Below are 21059 nucleotides of genomic sequence, written 5' to 3'. Positions count from 1 at the left end.
CTATTGCCGGGCCACCCCGCAGCGGGGGCAGCCCGGCCAACTGGCTGCAAGGGCGCTCAGGCCTTCGAGGGCTGCTTCTCCACCGGGACGAGCTCGGCGTCACGGACCTCGACGTGGTCGCCGACGGCATACGACAGCTCGGAGATGCGGCCGCTGGCGCGCAGGTCGCTCTCGGCCGCCCGCACGTGCGCGAGGGCCGCCTCCGGTGCGACGAGCGTCATCGTGCGCACCTCGGCGCGCATGCCGACCTTGGCCTCCGACTTCACCTTGCGCACGCCCGCAAGGGCGGCACCGACCGAGTCGAGCAGCAGGGCGTCACCGCCGGTGGGCAGCTCGGACCGGGTCGGCCAGCTCTGGCGGTGCACCGACCCCGTGCCGAACCACGACCAGACCTCTTCGGTCGCATAGGGGATGAACGGCGCGAGCAGGCGCAGCAGCGTCTCGAGCGCGAGGCGAAGGGCGGCCCGGGCGCTCGCGGCGGCCTCGTCGCCCTGCCCGCCGTAGGCACGGTCCTTGACGAGCTCGAGGTAGTCGTCGCAGAAGGACCAGAAGAAGGTCTCGGTCACCTCGAGGGACTTCGTGTAGTCCCACGACTCGAACCCGGCCGTCGCCTTGTCGACGACGTCACCGAGGGTGGCGAGCATCGCGAGGTCGAGCGGATGCGTCACGGCCGAACGCAGGTCACCGTCGACGTCGCCGAAGCCCAACGCGAACTTGCTCGCGTTGAGCACCTTGATGGCGAGTCGGCGGCCGACCTTCATCTGGCCGGTGTCGTAGGCGGCGTCGGTGCCGAGGCGTCCCGAGGCCGCCCAGTAGCGCACCGCGTCGGCGCCGTTGGCCTTGACGACGTCCTCGGGCGTCTCGGCGTTGCCCTTGGACTTGCTCATCTTCTTGCGGTCCGGGTCGAGGATCCAGCCGCTGATGGCCGCGTGCCGCCACGGCGCGACGCCGTGCTCGAGGTAGGACCGCGTCACGGTGGCGAAGAGCCACGTGCGGATGATGTCGTGCGCCTGCGGGCGCAGGTCGTAGGGGAAGAGCGAGGAGAAGAGCGCCTCGTCGGAGCCGAGCCCCTCGCCGTCGCGCACCGGCCAGCCCGCGGCGATCTGCGGTGTCAGCGACGACGTCGCCCACGTGTCCATGATGTCGGGGTCGGCCACGAAGCCGCCGACCTGGCCGCGCTGCGACTCCTCGTAGCCTTCTGGCACGTCGATCTGCGGGTCGACGGGCAGGGCCGACTCCGGCGCGACGATCGGGTGGTCGTGGTCCGGCTGGCCGTCGGCGTCGACGGGGTACCAGACCGGGAAGGGCACGCCGAAGAAGCGCTGCCGCGAGATGAGCCAGTCGCCGTTGAGGCCCTCGACCCAGTTCTTGTAGCGCGAGCGCATGAAGGCCGGATGGAAGTCGACCTCGTCGCCCATGCCGACGAGCTTGCCGCGCAGCGCCTCGTCCCGGCCGCCGTTGCGGATGTACCACTGGCGGGAGGTGACGATCTCGAGGGGCTTGTCGCCCTTCTCGTAGAAGTTCGCCTTGCGCTGGGTCTTGACCGGCTCGCCGTCGAGGTCACCCGACTCGCGCAGTGCCGCGACCACGGCCTCACGCGCGGTGAACGTCGTCTTCGTCGCCAGCGAGGCGGCATACAGCTGCTCACCGGGGCCGCCGGCGATCCAGTCGGGGGTCTCGGCCTGCAGGCGGCCGTTGCGGGTCATGAGCGAGCGCATCGGCAGCTGCAGCTCGCGCCACCACAGGACGTCGGTGAGGTCACCGAAGGTACAGCACATCGCGATGCCGGCGCCCTTGTCCATCTCGGCCGCGCGGTGGGCGAGCACGGGCACCTCGACACCGAAGAGCGGCGAGGTGACTGTCGTGCCGAAGAGCGGCTGGTAGCGCTCGTCTTCGGGGTGGGCGATGAGCGCGACGACCGACGGGATGAGCTCGGGGCGGGTCGTCTCGATGTGGACCGGTTGGCCGTCGGGGCGGTGGAACGCGACGCGGTGGTAGGCGCCGGGGTAGTCACGCGCCTCGAGCTCGGCCTGGGCGACGGCCGTCTGGAAGGTCACGTCCCACAGGCCCGGGGCCTCGCTCTGGTAGGCCTCGCCGCGCTCGAGGTTGCGCAGGAAGGCCTGCTGCGCCACGGCGCGCGAGCGCTCGTCGATGGTGCGGTAGGTGATGTCCCAGTCGAGGCTGAAGCCGAGGCGGCGGAAGAGCGACTCGAAGGTCACCTCGTCCTTGACGGTGAGGATGTCGCACAGCTCGATGAAGTTCTTGCGGCTGATCGGGCGCTGGTCGGCCGGCTTGATCGCCTTGCCGTTCGCGTCGACCCCCTCCTCGAAGGGCGGCGTGAAGCCCTCCTCGTAGGGCAGGCTCGCGTCGCCGCGCACGCCGTAGTAGTTCTGCACGCGGCGCTCGGTCGGCAGGCCGTTGTCGTCCCAGCCGATGGGGTAGAAGACCTCGAGGCCCTGCATCCGCTTGTAGCGCGCCATGCAGTCGGTGTGCGTGTAGGAGAAGACGTGGCCGACGTGCAGGCTGCCGCTCGCCGTGGGCGGCGGGGTGTCGATGGCGAAGACCTGCTCGCGGGGGAGCGACAGCGCCTTCTCGCGGTCGAAGGAGTAGGTGCCCTCCTGCGCCCATACCTGCATCCACTTCTCCTCGAGGCCGTCGAGCGTGGGCCGCTCGGGGATCCGCGAGGTCGTGGTGTCAGGTGCGTCAGTCATGCGCCCAATCCTTCCATGACCCTCGGGGTGCCCTCGACCGCCTTTACGCCGTATGCCGTCTCCGTCGTCAGGCGCCCACGGCGGGGTCGGTGCCGCCCGGCCCTGACGTCAGAAGTCGCACCCCGGCAGGTCGCACCCGGAAGGTCGCAGCCAGGCAGGTCGCAGCCCGGGACGTCGCACCCGTCGCCCCACCCGGGGATGCCGTCCCAGGAGAAGAGGCCGTCTGCCGCGTCGGTGAAGCCGTCGACGCCGTCGAGGAGGTCACCCGGGTCGTTGAGCCAGCTCGACGCGTCGCCGATGTCGCCGAGGGCGTCGCCGAGCGAGAGGTCGGCGCCGTCCGGGCCGGAGCCGCCGAAGTCGTACCAGTCGAGCCCGTCGAGGTAGTCGGTCCAGTGGATGTCCTTCGCGAGGTCGCGCAGCAGGGCGGCGAAGTGCGCTGTCAGACCGAAGGCGACGGCATACGGCAGATAGCTGCTGAGCAGTGCGCGCTTCTCCTCGAACCGCAGCCGGTCGGCCTCCGCGGTCGCGAGGTACTCGCGGAAGCCGAGCGCCTGGATGCGCAGCGCCGTGCCCTCGGCGGTGCGTGGCGTGCGGGCGCCGCCCCAGCGGGCCAGGACCACGAGCGCGGCGACGAGCCCCACCAGCACCGGTGTCAGCGACCAGTCGTGCGCGTCGGCGAGCCCCGCCACGACGAGAACCGCTGCGACGAGCGTCAGCGGCACGAGCACGACGAGCCCGGCCAGGCGGGTCCGGCCGTTGCGGGCCCTCGGGTGACGGGCGTACCAGCCGCGGTCGACGACCTCGCGGTAGAGGCCGATCTGGGCCTCGCGCATCGTCAGGCCGAAGCCGCCCCTGAGCGCCGAGAGCCGCACCTGCTCGCGCCCCTCGAAGATCCGGTCGAGCAGGAGCCTCTCGAACGCCGTGACGTCCTCGGTCGGGGCGGGGTCGGCGCGGCGCAGCTCCCAGTCCCGGGCCACCCCGTCGTCGCCGGCCTCGCGCAGGTCGACGATGCGGAACCAGCCACGGACCGCCAGGTCGAGCAGCGTCGCGCTCACGTCGTGGGGGTCGGCCACGCCGTCGACCACCGTGCCGACGACGCCGGGGCGCACGTCGCGCGGCGGTGCGAAGGCCGGCGCGACGACCCCGGACCACTCGCCGCCACGCACCCGGTGCCGCGGGGCGCTGCCCGGGTCCTCCGGCAGCAGGCCCGGCGTGACGGCGTCGAACATCTCGTCCCGACCGCGCCACCACTTGACGAGGACGACGAGCCCGGCGAGCGCGAGCGGCACCAGCCCGAGGACCGCGGCCCCGACGAACGTGTCACGGTCGACGAGAGCCGGCGAGGCGGCATACCAGCTGCCCGGCAGGGCCGCCGCGAGCGTGGCGTGAGTCACTGCGACGGTCGTGCCCATGGTCATCCCCTGTCCGTCGGCGCCCCCGATCGGCGCATCGGCGTGCCGAAGCGTAGCGGCGCAGGGCAGAGTGTCCCCATGGAGCCCGTCTACACCCCCGTCATCGGTTTCGCGCGTGTCCTCTTCGCGGCGCAGGGGCTGAAGTTCACGATCCTCGGCGATGAGAACGTGCCCACGCACGGGGGAGCCGTGATGGTCATCAACCACACGGGCTACTTCGACTTTGCGTATGCCGGTCTAGCCGCCCAGAAGTCCGGTCGCCTCGTGCGCTTCATGGCCAAGGACACCGTCTTCCACCACCCCGTGAGCGGCCCGCTCATGAGGGGGATGAAGCACATCCCCGTCGACCGCGCCGCCGGCGCGGGGTCGTATGCCGCGGCGGTGGGTGCGCTGCGCGACGGCGAGATCGTCGGGGTGTTCCCCGAGGCGACGATCTCGCGCTCCTTCGAGCTCAAGGACTTCAAGAACGGCGCGGCCCGGATGGCCGCCGAGGCCGGTGTGCCGATCCTTCCCCTCGTCATCTGGGGCTCGCAGCGGGTCTGGACCAAGGGGATGCCGCGCCGGCTCGGGCGCACCAACGTGCCGATCATCATGACGGTGGGGGAGCCGATCCCGGTCGCGCCCGACGCCGACGTCAACGAGGTGACCGCCCGCTACAAGGCGGTCATGGCTGAGATGCTCGACGTCGCCCGCGCCGCCTACGAGCCGCTGACCGGCCCCGACCTCAAGTTCCTGCCCGCGAGCCTCGGCGGCACCGCGCCCACCCTCACCGAGGCGACCCGCCTCGACCGCGAGGAGGCCGCCGAGCGCATCCGCAAGCGCAAGGAGGAGCGCGCGAAGAAGGCCGCCGAGGACGCCGCCAAGAAGACGGGCCCGAAGGGCTGACCCGCGCCGCGGTGACGTCGGCGTGGGCTCGGGGTGGCGCCGGGGTGCGTCGCGGGTCGCGCAGTGTGTGGCCGTGCGGCAGGTAGCCTTCACGCCATGGCACGACAGGCACGTCAGCGCGTCCCCGAGGGGCCGGCGCCCGACCCGGCCGTGCAGAAGCTGCGGATCCGCTACACGAAGCGCGGCCGGTTGCGGTTCACCTCGAGCCGCGACTTCCAGCGCGCGCTCGAGCGGGCCCTGCGCCGCGCCGACGTGCCTATGGCCTTCTCGGCGGGATTCCACCCGCACCCGAAGATCAGCTACGCCAACGCCGCCTCGACAGGGACGGCGAGCGAGGCGGAGTACGTCGAGATCTCGGTGACCCACCGGGTCGACACCGAGTCGGTCCGGGTGGCGCTCGACGAGGCGCTCCCGCCCGGCATCGACATCCTCACGGTCGTCGAGGCAGCTCCCGGGGCGCTCGCCGACCGGCTCGAGGCGAGCGACTGGCTCCTCGAGTTCGGCGGTCTGGACGTGCGGACCCTGCAGGGCGCGGTCGACCTGCTGCTCGCCCGCGACACGGCCGAGGTGACGCGCATGACGAAGACGGGCCCGCGCACCTTCGACGTGCGGGGCGCCGTGCTCGGGGCAGTGGTCCAGTCACCCGACGAGGCCCGGCTCGACACGGCTGCACAGCTCGGACCGGCTCACCTCATCGCGGCGGACTGTGCGATACTGCGAATGGTCGTACGACACACCACACCTGCCGTACGCCCCGACGACATTCTGACCGCGCTGCGTGAGATCGCCGAGCTGCAGCCGCCGCGTCCCCCCCTGGTGACGCGACTGGCGCAGGGACCGCTCGACACCGCAACCGCGAGGGTGACCGACCCGTTGTCCTGACCCAATCCAGGGTCAGACTCCGGCAAGGGTTGCCGACGAGAAGGTCGACGGCATTCGATCACGGGGCCGCGCCCAGCGCGAACCGTTTTCGGGTGTAGCGAAACGACTTCCGTCCGCCGCAGACGCGGTGGACGACTGCGAACCGCACTCGTGCGGTGTCGGCGGCTCCGGCCGAGCGTGTGGTCACACCGCACCTGACGGGAGGCTGCCTGATGGCACCCAACGACACGACACCCACCTCGACCGACGCTGACGACTCGACGCTGTTCGCGGCGTCGAGCGGCGAGCCCGCCGAGGGCCAGGCGCCCGCGGCGAAGGCCCGGGCCCCGCGCAAGCGTGCGGCGGTGAAGCGCACGACCAAGAAGGCCGCCGCCGCCCCCGCGGCCGCCGACCTGCCCTCAGGCGAGGCCACCGCCGACGCTCCCGCAGCGCAGGCCCTGGCGGGAGACCAGACCGACCATGCAGGCCAAGGAGCCGGCGACGAAGCTGACGTCACCGCCGCGCCGGCCGCCAAGAAGGTCGCCAAGCGGGCCCCGCGCAAGCGCGCCTCCCGCGCGAAGACCACCCCCGAGGCCTCGCCGGCAGCGTCGTCCCAGTCGGACGAGCCGGCCGACCGCGCCGCAGCTGCCCTCGAGGAGCTGCTCGCCCAGCAGGCCGTCAGCTCCGACGAGACGGCTGAGACGGCCGATGCCAGCGAGATCTCCCAGACCGTGACGCTGGACGCGCTGATCGACACCGAGGCCGTCGTCGACGCCGACGAGGTTGGCTCCGCGACGTCCGCCGACCTCGCTGCCGAGGACGAGGACGAGGACGAGGCTGGCCGGGCCGCTGATCGCGCCTCCGCCGCGCCCGTCGTGCCGAGCCTCAGCCTGCTCTTCCAGGCTCCTGAGCCCACCCCCACCCGCCGTCGCCGCTCGGCAGTGCGTGACGCCGGCCCGGTGGCCCCCGCCGGCGCGGCCCCGCGGGCAACGCCGGACCTCGAGGCCGAGGTCGCCGACCGCGAGCCCATCGAGCCCATCGAGCCCATCGAGGACGTCGAGGAGCTCGAGCCCGAGACCATCGCGCCGCTCGCCGACGACGAGGAGTCGACCCCGCGTCGCTCGCGCCGCCGTCGCGGCGGCAAGGGACGCCGCGGGCGCGGGCCGTCCGACACCGACGACGAGAACGGCGACGACACGTCGGTCGAGTCCGCTGCCGACGCGTCCGACGACTCCGACTCAGGTCGCGACGACCAGGACGGCCAGCGTGCCGAGGACGCCCAGGAGGGCGAGCGCCCCGAGGGCGGGGACGACGAGAGCGCCACCAGCCGCCGCCGCCGTCGTCGCCGTCGCGCGGGCTCGTCGGCCGACGCCGGCGACGACACCCCCACCGTGTCGACGCGGGTGCGTCAGCCCCGCACGTTGAGCGACGAGCCGACCGGGGTCAAGGGGTCGACCCGCCTCGAGGCGAAGAAGCAGCGCCGCCGCGAGGGTCGCGAGGCCGGCCGCCGCCGCACCGTCATCACCGAGGCCGAGTTCCTCGCCCGCCGCGAGGCCGTCGACCGGGTCATGGTCGTGCGCAACCGTCAGGGCCGCACGCAGATGGGCGTGCTCGAGGACGGCGTGCTCGTCGAGCACTACATCGACCAGGCGACCAACGTGTCGATGGCCGGCAACATCTACCTCGGCCGGGTCCAGAACGTCCTGCCCTCGATGGAGGCGGCGTTCGTCGACATCGGCAAGGGTCGCAACGCCGTACTCTACGCAGGAGAGGTCAACTGGGACGCCGCAGGCCTCGAGGTGGGCCAGCCCAAGCGCATCGAGAACGCCCTCAGCTCGGGCCAGACCGTGCTCGTGCAGGTCACCAAGGACCCGATCGGCCACAAGGGTGCCCGCCTCACCTCGCAGATCTCCCTGCCCGGTCGCTACCTCGTCTACGTGCCGAACGCCTCGATGACCGGCATCAGCCGCAAGCTGCCCGACACCGAGCGCGCCCGTCTCAAGAAGATCCTGCGCGACGTCGTGCCCGACAGCGCCGGGGTCATCGTGCGCACCGCCGCCGAGGGGGCGAGCGAGGAGGAGCTGCGCGCCGACGTCGAGCGCCTGACGAGCACGTGGGAGCAGATCCAGGCGCAGGCCGAGATGTCCGCCACGCCGCGTGCCGGCAAGAGCAAGGGCCGCAAGAAGAACGGCAGCACCGGCTCGGCCGTGACCGGGACGGCGCCGATGCTGCTGCACGGCGAGCCCGACCTCACCGTCAGGGTCATCCGCGACGTCTTCAACGAGGACTTCAAGCAGCTCGTCGTCCAGGGCGACCAGGCCTGGGACGAGATCCACCCCTACATCACCTCCGTCGCGCCCGACCTCGCCGACCGGCTGACTAAGTGGACCTCCGAGGAGGATCTCTTCACCCACCACCGGGTCGACGAGCAGCTCGCCAAGGCGATGGACCGCAAGGTCTGGCTGCCGAGCGGCGGCTCCCTCGTCATCGACCGCACCGAGGCGATGACCGTCGTCGACGTCAACACCGGCAAGTTCGTCGGCTCGGGCGGCAACCTCGAGGAGACCGTCACCAAGAACAACATCGAGGCGGCCGAGGAGATCGTGCGCCAGCTCCGGCTGCGCGACATCGGCGGGATCATCGTCATCGACTTCATCGACATGGTCCTCGAGAGCAACCGTGACCTCGTCGTCCGTCGCCTCCTCGAGTGCCTCGGCCGCGACCGCACCAAGCACCAGGTCGCCGAGGTGACCTCGCTCGGTCTCGTCCAGATGACCCGCAAGCGGGTCGGCTCGGGCCTCATCGAGGTCTTCTCCGAGACGTGCCAGCACTGCAACGGGCGCGGCTTCATCATCCACACCGACCCCGTCGACCGTGGCGTCAACCAGCCCGAGGTCCACGCCGAGCCGAGCAGCTCCGGCCGCCGCCGTGGCGGTCGCGGCAGCAGCGCCCCGGCCCAGGGCTCAGGCGGCGACGCCTCGCACGCCTCCGGCAACGGTCGCGGCAACGGTGGGAACGGTGGCAACGGCCGCGCGGAGGGCTCTGCCTCCGCCGAGCCGCCGCGCCACACCGGGCCGACCGCGGCCCAGATCGCCGCAGCCGCCCACGCCGCCGCGCTCAAGACGGCGGCTGTCCCCGACGACGGGCACCCGCACTCGTTCCCCGAGGACAACGGCCCCTGGGCCGGTGACGACGCTCCCGCCGTCCCCTCGCAGGACGACGCTCCCGCCGTCGAGCTCGAGTCGGACGTCACCGAGGCGACCACGTCGCAGCCCGAGACCGAGCACCACGAGCACGCTGAGCCCGAGCCCGAGCCCGAGCACCACGAGCACACGGAGCCCGAGGTGACCGCTGAGGTCGTCTCCGAGGCGCCGGTCGAGGTCGAGGTCGTCGTGGAGCCCGCTCCCCGGGGCCGTCGACGTCGCGGCCGGGTGGTGGCGCCCGCTGGGCCGCCGCGGGGCAGCGCGGCCGGTGGCGACGGCGGCGACGCCTGACCCCGGTCCCGCGGGTGCGTCCCTGCACGTCATCCCGCGTCACACGGCACGTCCCGCGTCCTCGGCCGGTTTGGTCGATGGCCGGTCGAGCCGGTAATCTAGACCCTCGGTGCGCCCACCGGGCCCGTGTTGACGGGCCGGTGCCGAAAGCGGCGAGCCACATCCTGATGAGAGAGTGAGTTTCACTGTGTACGCGATTGTTCGCGCTGGCGGTCGCCAGGAGAAGGTGTCGGTGGGCGATGTCCTGCTCGTCGACAAGGTGACGGGCCAGCCCGGCGATGCCATTGAGCTCACGCCGCTGCTCCTCGTTGACGGCACCACCGTCACGTCCGATGCCGACAAGCTGTCCAAGGTGTCGGTCAAGGCCGAGGTCGTCAAGGCCGCTAAGGGCCCCAAGATCGTCATCATGAAGTACAAGAACAAGACCGGCTACCGCAAGCGTCAGGGCCACCGTCAGCCGCTGACCCAGGTCAAGATCACCGCGATCAACGCGTGATCCACCCGGAACCCAGAGACTCACGAGAGAAGGACTGACATGGCACACAAGAAGGGTGCGTCCTCGACCCGCAACGGTCGCGACTCGAACGCACAGTTCCTCGGCGTCAAGCGTTTCGGTGGCCAGCAGGTCAAGGCCGGCGAGATCCTCGTCCGCCAGCGCGGCACGCACTTCCACCCCGGTGAGGGCGTCGGTCGCGGTGGCGACGACACGCTCTTCGCCCTCGTGGCCGGCGCGGTCAAGTTCGGCTCGAAGCGTGGCCGCAAGACGGTCAACATCGAGGTCCCGGAGACCGCTGCTGCCGAGTGATCGACCCTGATCACCACCTGATGTTCCGGAAGGGCGGGCCCGTGTGGCCCGCCCTTCCGCCTTTCCCGGGCGACACGGCATACCCACCCGGCGTATGCCGTCCGCCCACTTTGATCTGGAAGAGTGACCTCCCATGGCAGTGACCTTCGTCGACCGCGTGGTGCTGCACCTCAGCGCCGGAGCGGGCGGGCACGGTGTGGCCTCCGTCAAGCGCGAGAAGTTCAAGCCGCTCGGTGGACCCGACGGCGGCAACGGAGGACGGGGCGGCTCGGTCATCCTGCGCGTCGACCCCTCCTCGACGACGCTGCTCGACTACCACCGCCACCCGCACCGCAAGGCAGGCAACGGCGCCCCCGGAGCCGGTGACGAGCGCAACGGCGCCGACGGTGACGACCTCGTGCTCAACGTGCCCGAGGGCACCGTCGTCAAGGACCGTGACGGCCGCATCATCATCGACCTCGTCGGGATGGGCACTGAGCACGTCATCGCTGCCGGTGGGCGGGGCGGCCTCGGCAACAAGGCGCTCGCGAGCGCGCGCCGCAAGGCTCCCGGCTTCGCCCTGCTCGGCGAGCCCGGCGAGGACGTCGAGGTCGTGCTCGAGCTGAAGTCGCTCGCCGACGTCGCGCTCATCGGCTTCCCGAGCGCCGGCAAGTCCTCCCTCGTCTCGGTGCTCTCGGCCGCGAAGCCCAAGATCGCCGACTACCCCTTCACGACGCTCGTGCCCAACCTCGGCGTCGTCACCGCCGGCTCGAGCCGCTTCACCGTGGCCGACGTGCCCGGGCTCATCCCGGGTGCGCACGAGGGCAAGGGGCTCGGGCTCGAGTTCCTGCGTCACGTCGAGCGGTGCTCCGTGCTCGTGCACGTCATCGACTGCGCGACGCTCGAGCCGGGCCGCGACCCGATGACCGATCTCGACGTCATCGAGAACGAGCTCTCGCTCTACGTGCCCGACGCCGACCTCGGGGGCCGGCCCCTGTCGGAGCGCACCCGCATCGTCGTGCTCAACAAGGCCGACGTTCCCGAGGCCCGCGAGCTCGCCGAGATGGTCAAGCCCGACCTCGAGGCGCGCGGCATCGAGGTCTTCATCGTCTCCGCAGTCGCCCACCAGGGCCTGCGCGAGCTGACCTTCGCGATGGCCCGCCACGTCGACGAGGCCCGCAAGGCCGTCGAGCAGGTCGTGCCGCCGCGCGTCGTGCTGCGCCCGCGCTCCGTCGACGACCAGGGCTTCACGGTCACCAAGGAGAGCGGCCCCGACGGCGTCTTCTACCGCATCCTCGGCGACCGGCCGGTGCGGTGGGTGGCCCAGACCGACTTCAGCAACGACGAGGCCGTCGGCTACCTCGCCGACCGCCTCGGGCGACTCGGTGTCGAGGAGCAGCTCTTCAAGGTGGGCGCCGTCGCCGGCGACACCGTCGTCATCGGCCCGGGCGACGACGCCGTCGTCTTCGACTGGGAGCCCACCCTCCAGGCCGGCGCGGAGATGCTCGGCAACCGTGGCACCGACCTGCGCCTGTCCGAGCCGTCGCGCCCGACCCGCGACGAGAAGCGAGAGGCGCAGCGCGACCGCTACGCCGCGCGTGCCGCGACCCAGGAGGAGCTCGAGGCCGAGCGCCGGGCCGGGCTCTGGCAGCTGCGCGACGACGAGGCCGACACCGAGGCCTGACCCGGCCGACGCGAGACGGCCCGCTGGGCTGGGTCGTCGGACGGCATACGGCGGCCTGCTCGGGAGGGACGCGCATAGGGTGTCACCCATGAGTTCGTGGGGCGCGCTGCTGCGTCGGGGCCACCTCGGCACCGAGGCCGACCGGGCGACCTTCCGCACGCTGCACACCGCGCTGCTCGCGTCGCCGCCGCTGCGGCAGGGGCTCAACCCGGCGAGCGCCGAGCGGTCGCTCAAGCACCTGCGCACCCTGCTCGGCGCACCGGCCGTGGCGATGACCGACACGACACGGCTGCTCGCGTGGGAGGGCGGTCGCTCGCACCACTCCCCACAGCCGGCGGTCATCGCCGCCGCAACCCTCGGGCACGGGCGCACGACCGTCGTCGACGGCGCCGACATCGCCTGCGACGAGCCGTCCTGCGTCGTGCGGCACGCCATCGTCGCGCCCCTCGACATCGAGGAGAAGGTCGTCGGCACGCTCCAGGTCTTCACCGACCAGGCCTCGGCCGGCCTCGTGCGGGCGACGAACGAGGTGGCCCGCTGGGTCTCCGGCCAGCTCGAGCTCGCGGAGCTCGACGCCTCGCGCACCCGGCTCATGGAGGCCGAGGTGCGCGCCCTGCGGGCCCAGATCAGCCCGCACTTCATCTACAACTCCCTCACGGCGATCGCCTCCTTCACCCGCACCGACCCCGAGCGGGCGCGCGAGCTGCTGCTCGACCTCGCGGAGTTCACGCGCTACTCCTTCCGCAAGCACGGCGAGTTCACGACGCTGGCCGAGGAGCTGCGCTCGATCGAGGCCTACCTCGTCATCGAGAAGGCCCGCTTCGGCGACCGCCTCACGGTGACCCTCCGGGTGGCGCCCGAGGTGCTGCCGGTCGTCGTGCCCTTCCTCTGCCTCCAGCCGATCGTCGAGAACGCCGTGCGCCACGGCCTCGAGCGCAAGCCCGGCGACGGCGAGATCACCATCCTCGCGCAGGACGCCGACCGCGAGTGCGTCGTCACGATCGAGGACAACGGCGTCGGCGAGGACCCCGAACGCCTCCGGCAGGTGCTCGGGGGCGACCCGTCGAGCGACTCGGTCGGGCTCGCCAACGTCGACGAGCGGCTCCGCGCGACCTTCGGCGACGACTACGGCCTCGTCATCGAGACCGCGCAGGGCGCCGGCACCAAGGTGACGGTGCGCCTGCCGAAGTTCCGGCCGGGGGTGCACGCATGAGCCAGCCACCGCGAGCCGGTATGCCGTCCGGTGCCGATCCCACGACTGGCACCCTGCGCGTGCTCGCCGTCGACGACGAGGCGCCCGCGCTCGACGAGCTCGTCTGGATGCTCGAGCGGCAGCCGGCCGTGCGCCAGGTCGTGCCCGCGGCATCGGGGGAGGCGGCCCTGAGGGTGATCCACGAGCAGCAGCTCGACGCGATCTTCATGGACGTGCAGATGCCTGGCCTCAGCGGCCTCGACCTCGCGCGGGTGCTCTCGCGCTTCTCGACGCAGCCCCCGGTCGTCTTCGTCACCGCGCACGAGCGGCACGCCGTCGACGCCTTCGAGCTCAACGTCGTCGACTACGTGCTCAAGCCGGTGCGCGACGAGCGCCTGTCCGAGGCAGTGCGCCGCGTCGTGCGCCGCCTCGAGGGAGCCGACCCCGTGCCCGCGACGGGCGACGACGAGAGCATCGTCGTCGAGCTCGGTGGGGTGAGCCGGCTCGTGCCCCGCGCAGACGTGCTCTTCGTCGAGGCCCAGGGCGACTACGCGCGGCTGCACACCGCAACCGAGAGCCACCTCGTGCGGGTGCCTCTCACGACGCTGGCCGACCAGTGGGCCGAGGCCGGCTTCGTGCGGATCCACCGCTCGTCGCTCGTCGCGCTCGGCCACATCACGGAGTGGCGCACCGAGAGCGGCCGCACGACCGTCGTCGTCGGCGGCCACGAGCTCGTCGTCAGCCGTCGCCACACCCGCGAGCTGCGTGACCTGCTCGTGCGCCGGGCCCAGCCGCGTCCGCGAGGTGCGCTGTGAGCGAGCGGCGGGGCGACCGCGACGGACCCCCGCGACGGGTCCGCGTGACGAGCCCGCGAGCCGGTGCGACGCGCACCCGGGCGACGTCGGTGGCCTCCGAGATCGACGCGCAGACCCGCCTCGGCGAGGTCTACATCACCTCCCTCATGCGCAGCCAGCTGCGGCTCGCCGTCGGGGTGCTCCTCGCACTCGGGCTCACCCTCGGCCTGCTGCCGCTGCTCTTCCACCTCGTGCCGGCCATCGGCCAGACCGACGTGGTCGGCATTCCGCTTCCATGGCTGCTGCTGACCGTCGTGGCATCGACCGAGATCATCGCCCTCGGGTGGCTCTACGTGCGTCAGGCCGAGCGCAACGAGGAGAACTTCAGCGACCTGCTGGAGGGCCGGTGAGCACCGCCGCCGCGAGCATCATCGCGGTCGTGCTCGTCTCGGTCGCGACGCTCGCGGTGGGCGCCTTCGGCCTGCGGGTGTCGCGCACGATGAGCGACTTCTACGTCGCCTCGCGCGGGGTCGGGCCGATCCTCAACGCGTCGGCCATCAGCGGCGAATACCTCTCTGCTGCATCGTTCCTCGGGGCGGCCGGGCTGATCCTCGCACGCGGGGTCGACATGCTGTGGCTCCCCGTCGGGTGGACGGCGGGCTACCTCGTCCTCCTCGTCTTCGTCGCGGCACCGCTGCGCCGGTCGGGGGCCTACACGCTGCCCGACTTCGCCCAGCTGCGGCTCGAGTCGATCCACGTGCGGCGCGTGTCCAGCCTGCTCGTCGTCGCGATCGGCCTGCTCTACCTCATCCCGCAGTTCCAGGGGGCGGGCCTCACCCTGCGCACGCTGACCGGCGCGCCGCTCTGGGTCGGTCAGCTCGCCGTGGCCGTCGTCGTCTGCCTCAACGTCCTCCCCGGCGGCATGCGCAGCGTGACGTTCATCCAGGCGTTCCACTACTGGCTCAAGCTCGTCGCGCTGCTGACCCCGCTCTTCTTCTTCGCGGGCATGTGGGCGAGCAGCCGTATGCCGTCCGGCTCGGGCGCCGTCGACGTCGCCGACTGGGTCGAGCCGCTCCAGGGCGACCACGCCCTCTACCTCACCTACTCGCTCGTGCTCGCGACCTTCTTCGGCACGATGGGCCTGCCGCACGTCGTCGTGCGCTTCTACACCAACCGCGACGGGCGGGCAGCCCGGCGCACGACGCTCGTCGTGCTCGTCCTGCTCGCCGCGTTCTACGTGCTGCCGGTGCTCTACGGCGTGCTCGGCCGGATGTTCGCGTTCGACCTCGTCGCCGAGGGCCGCGCCGACACCGTCGTGCTCGAGCTGCCGAGCCGGGTCTTCGAGGGCGCGGTGGGGCAGGGCCTCACGGCCCTCGTCGCGGCAGGGGCCTTCGCCGCCTTCCTGTCGACGTCGACGGGCCTCGTCGTCTCGGTCGCGGGGGTCCTCAGCCAGGACGTCCTGCGCCGGGGCACCGGTCCGGGCCTGCGGGGCGGCATACGGGCGTTCCGGCTGGCGACGGTGCTGGCGGTGGCCCTCGCCGTCGCGCTCACCTTCGTGTCGGCGGGCGTGCCGGTCGCGCGGGCCGTCGAGCTCGCCTTCGCCGTCGCCGCGTCGACGTTCTGCCCGATGCTCCTGCTCGGCATCTGGTGGCGCGGGCTCACGGCGCGCGGCGTCATCGCGGGGCTCGTCGTCGGGGGAGGGCTGTCGATGACGGCCGTCGTCGCGACGACCTTCGGGGCGGACTGGGAGGGGTGGTTCGGGGTGATCATCCGCCAGCCGGCCGCGGTGACGGTGCCGATGGCCTTCGCGACGATGGTCCTCGTGTCCGTGCTCACCCGCGCGACGGTCCCGAAGCACGTCAACCTCACGATGGTGCGGCTGCACGCCCCCGAGAACCTCGACCTCGACCGCGGGACCTTCCACCCCGACCCGTCGCGCGCCGGCTCACGGTCGGGCGAGGGCGCGACCGCTCGTCGCGACAACGTGACCGTTCGTCGCGGCTGAGACGGCGCACGGCGACCGGCCGCGCCCTCTCACCGATCGGCCCGGCGCAGCCGCTGCGCAGCCCCGCCCGGCCCTTCTAGCGTGTGCACCGCCGGTCGCATGGCCGGCAGGCGCGAGCGACAGTGACGTCGGACGCCTCACCGCAGGGGGTGGGCGAGCGGCACGGCTGGCGTGAGACGCCGACAGACCAGGCCCCGCACGACCAACCGCCTCGGAGGTGTCCCCGTGAGCAAAGAAGCTCCCGAACGCGTGGACGACGATCCCAACGTCGCCATGCAGAACTCTGCCGAGTTCAACGAGCTGCGCACCAAGTTCCGCAAGTTCGTCTTCCCGCTGACCGCGCTGTTCCTCGCGTGGTACTTCCTCTACGTCCTGCTCTCCGTCTTCGCCAAGGAGTTCATGGGCACGCGACTCTTCGGCAACATCACGTGGGGCCTCACCCTCGGGCTCCTCCAGTTCGTGACGACGTTCGCCATCACGATGTACTACGCCCGCTGGGCCGACCGGGTCTTCGACCCCGCGGCCGAGGCTCTCGCTCAGAAGATGGGAGGGCACCAGTGAGCACGCTCCTCGCATCGGCGCCGTCGTTCGCGCCCACGGCCACGACGGTCGGCAACCCGGCGATCAACATCACGATCTTCGCCCTCTTCGTCGTCGTCACCCTCGCGATCGTCATCCGCGTGTCGCGCAACAACCGCAGCGCTGCTGAGTACTACGCCGGAGGCCGCGCCTTCACGGGACGCCAGAACGGCATCGCCATCGCCGGTGACTACCTCTCGGCGGCCTCGTTCCTCGGCATCGCCGGCGCCATCGCCATCAACGGCTACGACGGGTTCCTCTACTCCATCGGCTTCCTCGTCGCCTGGCTGGTCGCCCTGCTCCTCGTCGCGGAGCTGCTGCGCAACGTCGGCAAGTACACGATGGCCGACGTGCTCAGCTTCCGGCTGCGTCAGCGGCCGGTGCGCATCGCAGCCGCCATCTCGACGCTCGCGGTGTCGTTCTTCTACCTGCTCGCCCAGATGGCCGGCGCCGGCGGCCTCGTCGCGCTCCTGCTCGGCATCGAGGGCCAGTGGGGGCAGCGGCTCGTCATCGTCGTCGTCGGTCTCATCATGCTCGTCTACGTCATCTACGGCGGCATGAAGGGCACGACGTGGGTGCAGATCATCAAGGCCGTTCTGCTCATCATCGGCGCCGGCATCATGACGCTCTGGGTGCTCAGCATGTTCGGCTTCAGCCTCTCGAACCTGCTCGGTGAGGCCACGCAGGCCTCGCAGGACGCCGGCGGCAAGGACCTGCTCCAGCCGGGCCTGCAGTACAAGAACCCCATCGACTTCATCTCGCTCTCGATGGCGCTCGTCCTCGGCACGGCCGGCCTGCCGCACGTGCTCATGCGCTTCTACACGGTGCCGACCTCGCGCGAGGCCCGCCGCTCGGTCGTGTGGGCGATCTGGCTCATCGGCATCTTCTACCTCTTCACGCTCGTGCTCGGCTTCGGCGCGGCCGACCTCGTCGGCTCGAGTGCGATCAAGAAGGCCCCGGGAGGCGTCAACTCAGCGGCCCCGCTGCTCGCCTTCGAGCTCGGCGGCGAGATCCTGCTCGGGATCATCTCGGCGGTGGCGTTCGCGACGATCCTCGCGGTCGTCGCCGGTCTGACGATCACGGCGAGCGCCTCGCTCTCGCACGACATCTACAACACCGTCGTGAAGAAGGGCACCGCCACCCCGGAGGAGGAGGTCAAGGTCGCGCGCATCTCCGCGCTCGTCCTCGGCGCCGTCGCCATCATCGGAGGCATCTTCGCCCTCGGGCAGAACATCGCCTTCCTCGTGGCTCTCGCCTTCGCCGTCGCGGCGAGCGCGAACCTCCCGACGATCCTCTACTCGCTCTTCTGGAAGCGGTTCAACACCCGCGGTGCGCTGTGGAGCATCTACGGCGGTCTCATCAGCGCCATCACGCTGATCATCTTCAGCCCCGTCGTGTCGGGCAAGGCGGTCGACCCCGTGACGGGCAAGAGCCCCTCGATGCTCCAGGGCGTCGACTTCCACTGGTTCCCGCTCGACAACCCGGGCATCATCTCGATCCCGCTGGGGTTCATCCTCGGCTACATCGGGACCGTGACGAGCAAGGAGTACAACGCGGCGAAGTACGCCGAGATGGAGGTCCGCTCGCTCACGGGTCACGGCGCCGAGACCGCCTCGACCCACTGACCGACAACCGCACGACGAGGGCCCGCTTGCGGGCCCTCACCCACCGAACGGCCACGCCCAGCAGGGCGTGGCCGTTCGGCCGCTCCGGCCTATTCGCTTGCGCGGGACGGCGGACGGGCGGACGCTGGAACGTGGTGGATCCATGGGGCGGGGAGGCTCGAGATGGACACGGTGCTTGAGCTCGAGATCGATCCCGGCGCAGCAGCGGGAGACTTCACCGTGCACGTCGCCCGCTCGGTGGCAGGCGGCGAGCCGACCGAACACTTCACCCTCGACGTCGACGCCCTTCTCGCCACCCGGCCACAGCTGGAGTCGGTCGTCCTCGCGTCGTCGGTGTCGGCCCGGCGGATCCTTCCCGCAGCCGAGGTCTCGGTGCAGTCGACGGGCGCGAAGCTCTTCGACGCCATCTTCGTCGGCGAGGTGGCCGCGACCTACCGATCGAGCCGGGCCGTCGCAGCAGATCGCGGGAGCGGGCTGCAGGTGCGGTTGCGCCTCGGGGCACCGGGCCTCGCCGCGCTGCCGTGGGAGATGCTCTACGACCGTGACAGCCAGGCCTATCTGTGCCGCCAGGAGCCGCTCGTCCGCCAGGTGACCGGGGAGCACGCGCTCGACGCGCTCGCCGTCAAGCCGCCCCTGCAGGTGCTGGCGGTCGTGTCGTCGCCGCGGGGGTTGGCGCCACTCGACGTCGCCGCTGAGAGGGAGCATCTCGAGGAGGCGCTCGACCAGCACGTGCGCTCGGGTCGTGTGCGGCTCGAATGGGTGGAGAACGCGACGTGGGCGGAGCTGCACGAGCGGCTGCTGCAACGGCCGTGGCACGTCCTCCACTTCATCGGCCACGGCAGCTTCGACGACGCCGCGGACGAAGGCGTCATCGCTCTCGTCGGCGCCGACGGACGCGCCGACTTCGTGACGGCGAGCAGCCTCGCCGACCTGCTCCACGAAGCCTCACCGACCCCTCGGCTCGTCGTGCTCAACTCCTGCGAGTCGGGGGCCTCCAGCTCCGACGACCCCTTCTCCGGCACGGCAGCAGCACTGGCACGCAGTGGAATCCAGTCGGTCGCCGCCATGCAGTTCACCATCAGCGACCGTGCAGCCCTGGCCTTCGCCCGCGGGTTCTACACGGCGCTCGCCAACGGGCGCACCATCGACGAGGCCATGCGCAGCGGCCGCATCGGCATCCTCGGGCTCGGCCGGGGCACCCTCGAGTGGGTCACGCCGGTCCTCTACGTCCGTGGGCAGGACACCCGTCTCTTCGACGTCGCCGACCTCTCCTCGGACACCGTGCCGGAGCAGGACGACACGACCGGCCGACGGCGACGCCTCGTCGCTGCAGCCGCGGTCCTCGCCCTCCTGCTCGGCGGCGTCGGGGCGGTCGTCTACCGCTCGATGCAGGGCGACGGCACCACCGCGCTCGGAGCCGTGACGGGCACATCGGATGCCGGCCAGGGCAGCCAGGACAGCTCGCCGAGCCAGGGCCAGTCCGACGCGGCGCCGAGCCCGGTCGAGGTGTCGGTCCCCGGCAACACCCGTTGGCTCGACAGCGGGGTCACGTGCGCCCCCGGCACGACGCTCGAGATCTCGGCGACCGGCACGATCCAGCACGACGCGTCGGCCGGCTCGACCGTGGGACCGGACGGGCTGACCGACGCGCGCTTCCACAAGTGGAACGTCGAGGGCCTTCCGGACGCGAACACGGCGGGTCTCATCGGCAGCCTCGATGAGACCGAGCCGTTCTTCGTCGGCAGCGGGACGAGCTACGACTGCCCGCGAGACGGGCAGCTCGACCTCGGCATCAACGACACGAACCTCGACGGAAACTCCGGTGCGCTGACCGTCACGGTGCAGTCCCGACCGACCTGACCAGGTCGGGTGTCGAGGGCCGCCGTCAGAGGACGACGAGGTCGTCGCGGTGGATGACCTCGCGCTCGTACTCCGGCCCCAGCTCCCGGGCCAGCTCCTTCGTCGACCGGCCGAGCAGCCCCGGCAGCTCAGCCGAGGAGTAGTTGACGAGGCCGCGGGCGACGGGAGTGCCGTCGAGGCCGCACACGTCGACAGGGTCACCGTCGTGGAAGATGCCCTCGACCCCGACGATGCCCGCGGGCAGGAGCGACTTCTTGCGGTGCACGAGCGCGGCCACGGCGCCGTCGTCGATGATGAGGCGTCCTCGAGCGGTCGTCGCGTGCTCGAGCCACAGCCGGCGGGAGCGACCCCGCACGCCGACGGGCAGGAAGAGCGTGCCGACGTCACCGCCGGCGAGCACCTCGGTCACGCGGTCGGCGGCGGTCACGGTGGTGACGACCCCGGCCGCGGTCGCGATGCGGGCAGCCTCGATCTTCGTCGTCATGCCGCCGGTGCCGACCTTCGAGCCGCTGCCGCCGATCTCGACACCGACGAGGTCGTCCGGTCCGGACACCACGGGTATGCGTTGCGTGCCGGGGCGGCTCGGCGGCCCGTCGTAGAGGGCGTCGACGTCGGAGAGCAGCACGAGGGCATCGGCGTCGATGAGGTGCGCCACGAGGGCGGCGAGGCGGTCGTTGTCGCCGAAGCGGATCTCGCTCGTCGCCACGGTGTCGTTCTCGTTGACGATCGGCAGCACCGTGAGGTCGAGCAGCCGCTCGAGGGTGCGGCGGGCGTTGGCGTAGTGCGAGCGACGCGTGACGTCGTCGGCCGTCAGCAGCACCTGCCCGACCGTGACGGCGTGGGCGCCGAAGGCGTGGGTGTAGGCGGCGAGGAGCGCCCCCTGCCCGACCGATGCAGCCGCCTGCTGGGTCGCGAGGTCGCGTGGCCGCGCGGTGAGCCCGAGCGGGTGGATGCCTGCCGCGATGGCGCCCGAGCTGACGAGCACGATCTGGGTGCCGCTCGCGTGGCGGCGGGCCAGTGCGTTGGCGAGCGCGACGAGCCGGCCGCTGTCGATGCCGCCGTCGGCGCCGGTCAGCGAGCTCGAGCCGACCTTGACGACGAGCCGGCGGGCGCTGCTGATCGCGGAGCGGGGAGACACACCCCGACTCTAGTGACCGGCCGCGACACGACACG

At 71.7% G+C, this 21059-nt stretch carries 16 protein-coding genes; 13 read left to right on the top strand and 3 right to left on the bottom strand.

Annotated elements, in window-relative coordinates; translation table 11 throughout:
* Nucleotides 1–56 precede the first annotated feature (56 nt).
* Nucleotides 57–2711: a valine--tRNA ligase gene (valS, locus tag FHX52_RS07655; RefSeq protein ID WP_141821334.1), complete on the bottom strand. Its 2655-nt coding sequence runs from the start codon at nucleotides 2709–2711 to the stop codon at nucleotides 57–59.
* On the bottom strand, nucleotides 2708–4129 hold the full coding sequence (locus FHX52_RS07650; RefSeq protein ID WP_141821332.1) for a DUF2207 family protein: 1422 nt from the start codon (nucleotides 4127–4129) through the stop codon (nucleotides 2708–2710). Before FHX52_RS07650 ends, valS begins: the two co-directional genes overlap by 4 nt.
* Nucleotides 4130–4201: 72 nt before the next feature.
* On the opposite strand from FHX52_RS07650, the gene FHX52_RS07645 reads away from it, so the two are divergent.
* The 13 genes from FHX52_RS07645 (at nucleotide 4202) to FHX52_RS07585 (ending at nucleotide 19886) form a co-directional block, all read left to right on the top strand.
* Nucleotides 4202–5008, top strand: coding sequence for a lysophospholipid acyltransferase family protein (locus FHX52_RS07645; protein WP_141821330.1), 807 nt, complete (start codon nucleotides 4202–4204; stop codon nucleotides 5006–5008).
* A 96-nt stretch (nucleotides 5009–5104) separates the two neighbouring features.
* Nucleotides 5105–5890: a TIGR03936 family radical SAM-associated protein gene (locus FHX52_RS07640; RefSeq protein ID WP_141821328.1), complete on the top strand. Its 786-nt coding sequence runs from the start codon at nucleotides 5105–5107 to the stop codon at nucleotides 5888–5890.
* Nucleotides 5891–6102: 212 nt separating this feature from the next.
* The gene (locus FHX52_RS07635; protein ID WP_141821326.1) at nucleotides 6103–9363 is read left to right on the top strand and encodes an Rne/Rng family ribonuclease; all 3261 of its coding nucleotides are present in this window, start codon (nucleotides 6103–6105) and stop codon (nucleotides 9361–9363) included.
* Between the two features lie 187 nt (nucleotides 9364–9550).
* The gene (gene rplU / locus FHX52_RS07630) at nucleotides 9551–9859 is read left to right on the top strand and encodes a 50S ribosomal protein L21 (RefSeq protein ID WP_028785644.1); all 309 of its coding nucleotides are present in this window, start codon (nucleotides 9551–9553) and stop codon (nucleotides 9857–9859) included.
* 39 nt (nucleotides 9860–9898) lie between these two features.
* Nucleotides 9899–10168 (top strand): 50S ribosomal protein L27, encoded by a 270-nt coding sequence (rpmA, locus tag FHX52_RS07625; RefSeq protein WP_141821324.1) that lies wholly within the window; start codon nucleotides 9899–9901, stop codon nucleotides 10166–10168.
* A gap of 133 nt (nucleotides 10169–10301) precedes the next feature.
* Nucleotides 10302–11831 (top strand): GTPase ObgE, encoded by a 1530-nt coding sequence (gene obgE / locus FHX52_RS07620; protein WP_141821322.1) that lies wholly within the window; start codon nucleotides 10302–10304, stop codon nucleotides 11829–11831.
* Between the two features lie 88 nt (nucleotides 11832–11919).
* The gene (locus FHX52_RS07615) at nucleotides 11920–13044 is read left to right on the top strand and encodes a sensor histidine kinase (RefSeq protein ID WP_141821320.1); all 1125 of its coding nucleotides are present in this window, start codon (nucleotides 11920–11922) and stop codon (nucleotides 13042–13044) included.
* The gene (locus FHX52_RS07610; RefSeq protein WP_141821318.1) at nucleotides 13041–13838 is read left to right on the top strand and encodes a LytR/AlgR family response regulator transcription factor; all 798 of its coding nucleotides are present in this window, start codon (nucleotides 13041–13043) and stop codon (nucleotides 13836–13838) included. The genes FHX52_RS07615 and FHX52_RS07610 overlap by 4 nt, the downstream gene beginning before the upstream one ends.
* Nucleotides 13835–14227, top strand: coding sequence for a hypothetical protein (locus FHX52_RS07605; protein WP_141821316.1), 393 nt, complete (start codon nucleotides 13835–13837; stop codon nucleotides 14225–14227). Before FHX52_RS07610 ends, FHX52_RS07605 begins: the two co-directional genes overlap by 4 nt.
* Entirely contained in the window at nucleotides 14224–15822 is a 1599-nt protein-coding gene (locus FHX52_RS07600; protein ID WP_246069663.1) for a sodium/solute symporter, read from the top strand. Before FHX52_RS07605 ends, FHX52_RS07600 begins: the two co-directional genes overlap by 4 nt.
* Nucleotides 15823–16095: 273 nt before the next feature.
* Entirely contained in the window at nucleotides 16096–16383 is a 288-nt protein-coding gene (locus tag FHX52_RS07595) for a DUF485 domain-containing protein (protein WP_141822099.1), read from the top strand.
* A complete protein-coding gene (locus FHX52_RS07590) occupies nucleotides 16380–18026 on the top strand; it encodes a solute symporter family protein (RefSeq protein WP_185747114.1) in 1647 nt (548 codons plus the stop codon). The genes FHX52_RS07595 and FHX52_RS07590 overlap by 4 nt, the downstream gene beginning before the upstream one ends.
* A gap of 162 nt (nucleotides 18027–18188) precedes the next feature.
* Nucleotides 18189–19886 (top strand): CHAT domain-containing protein, encoded by a 1698-nt coding sequence (locus FHX52_RS07585; protein WP_141821312.1) that lies wholly within the window; start codon nucleotides 18189–18191, stop codon nucleotides 19884–19886.
* 25 nt (nucleotides 19887–19911) lie between these two features.
* Here FHX52_RS07585 and proB read toward each other — a convergent pair whose 3' ends face one another.
* Nucleotides 19912–21024, bottom strand: a complete 1113-nt coding sequence (gene proB / locus FHX52_RS07580) for a glutamate 5-kinase (protein ID WP_141821310.1) — start codon at nucleotides 21022–21024, stop codon at nucleotides 19912–19914.
* Nucleotides 21025–21059: the final 35 nt, after the last annotated feature.

The sequence above is a fragment of the Humibacillus xanthopallidus genome, from assembly GCF_006717145.1.
GTDB lineage: Bacteria > Actinomycetota > Actinomycetes > Actinomycetales > Dermatophilaceae > Humibacillus > Humibacillus xanthopallidus.
The sequence above is the reverse complement of the archived record's forward strand: the minus strand, read 5'-3'. Positions and strand labels throughout refer to the sequence as shown.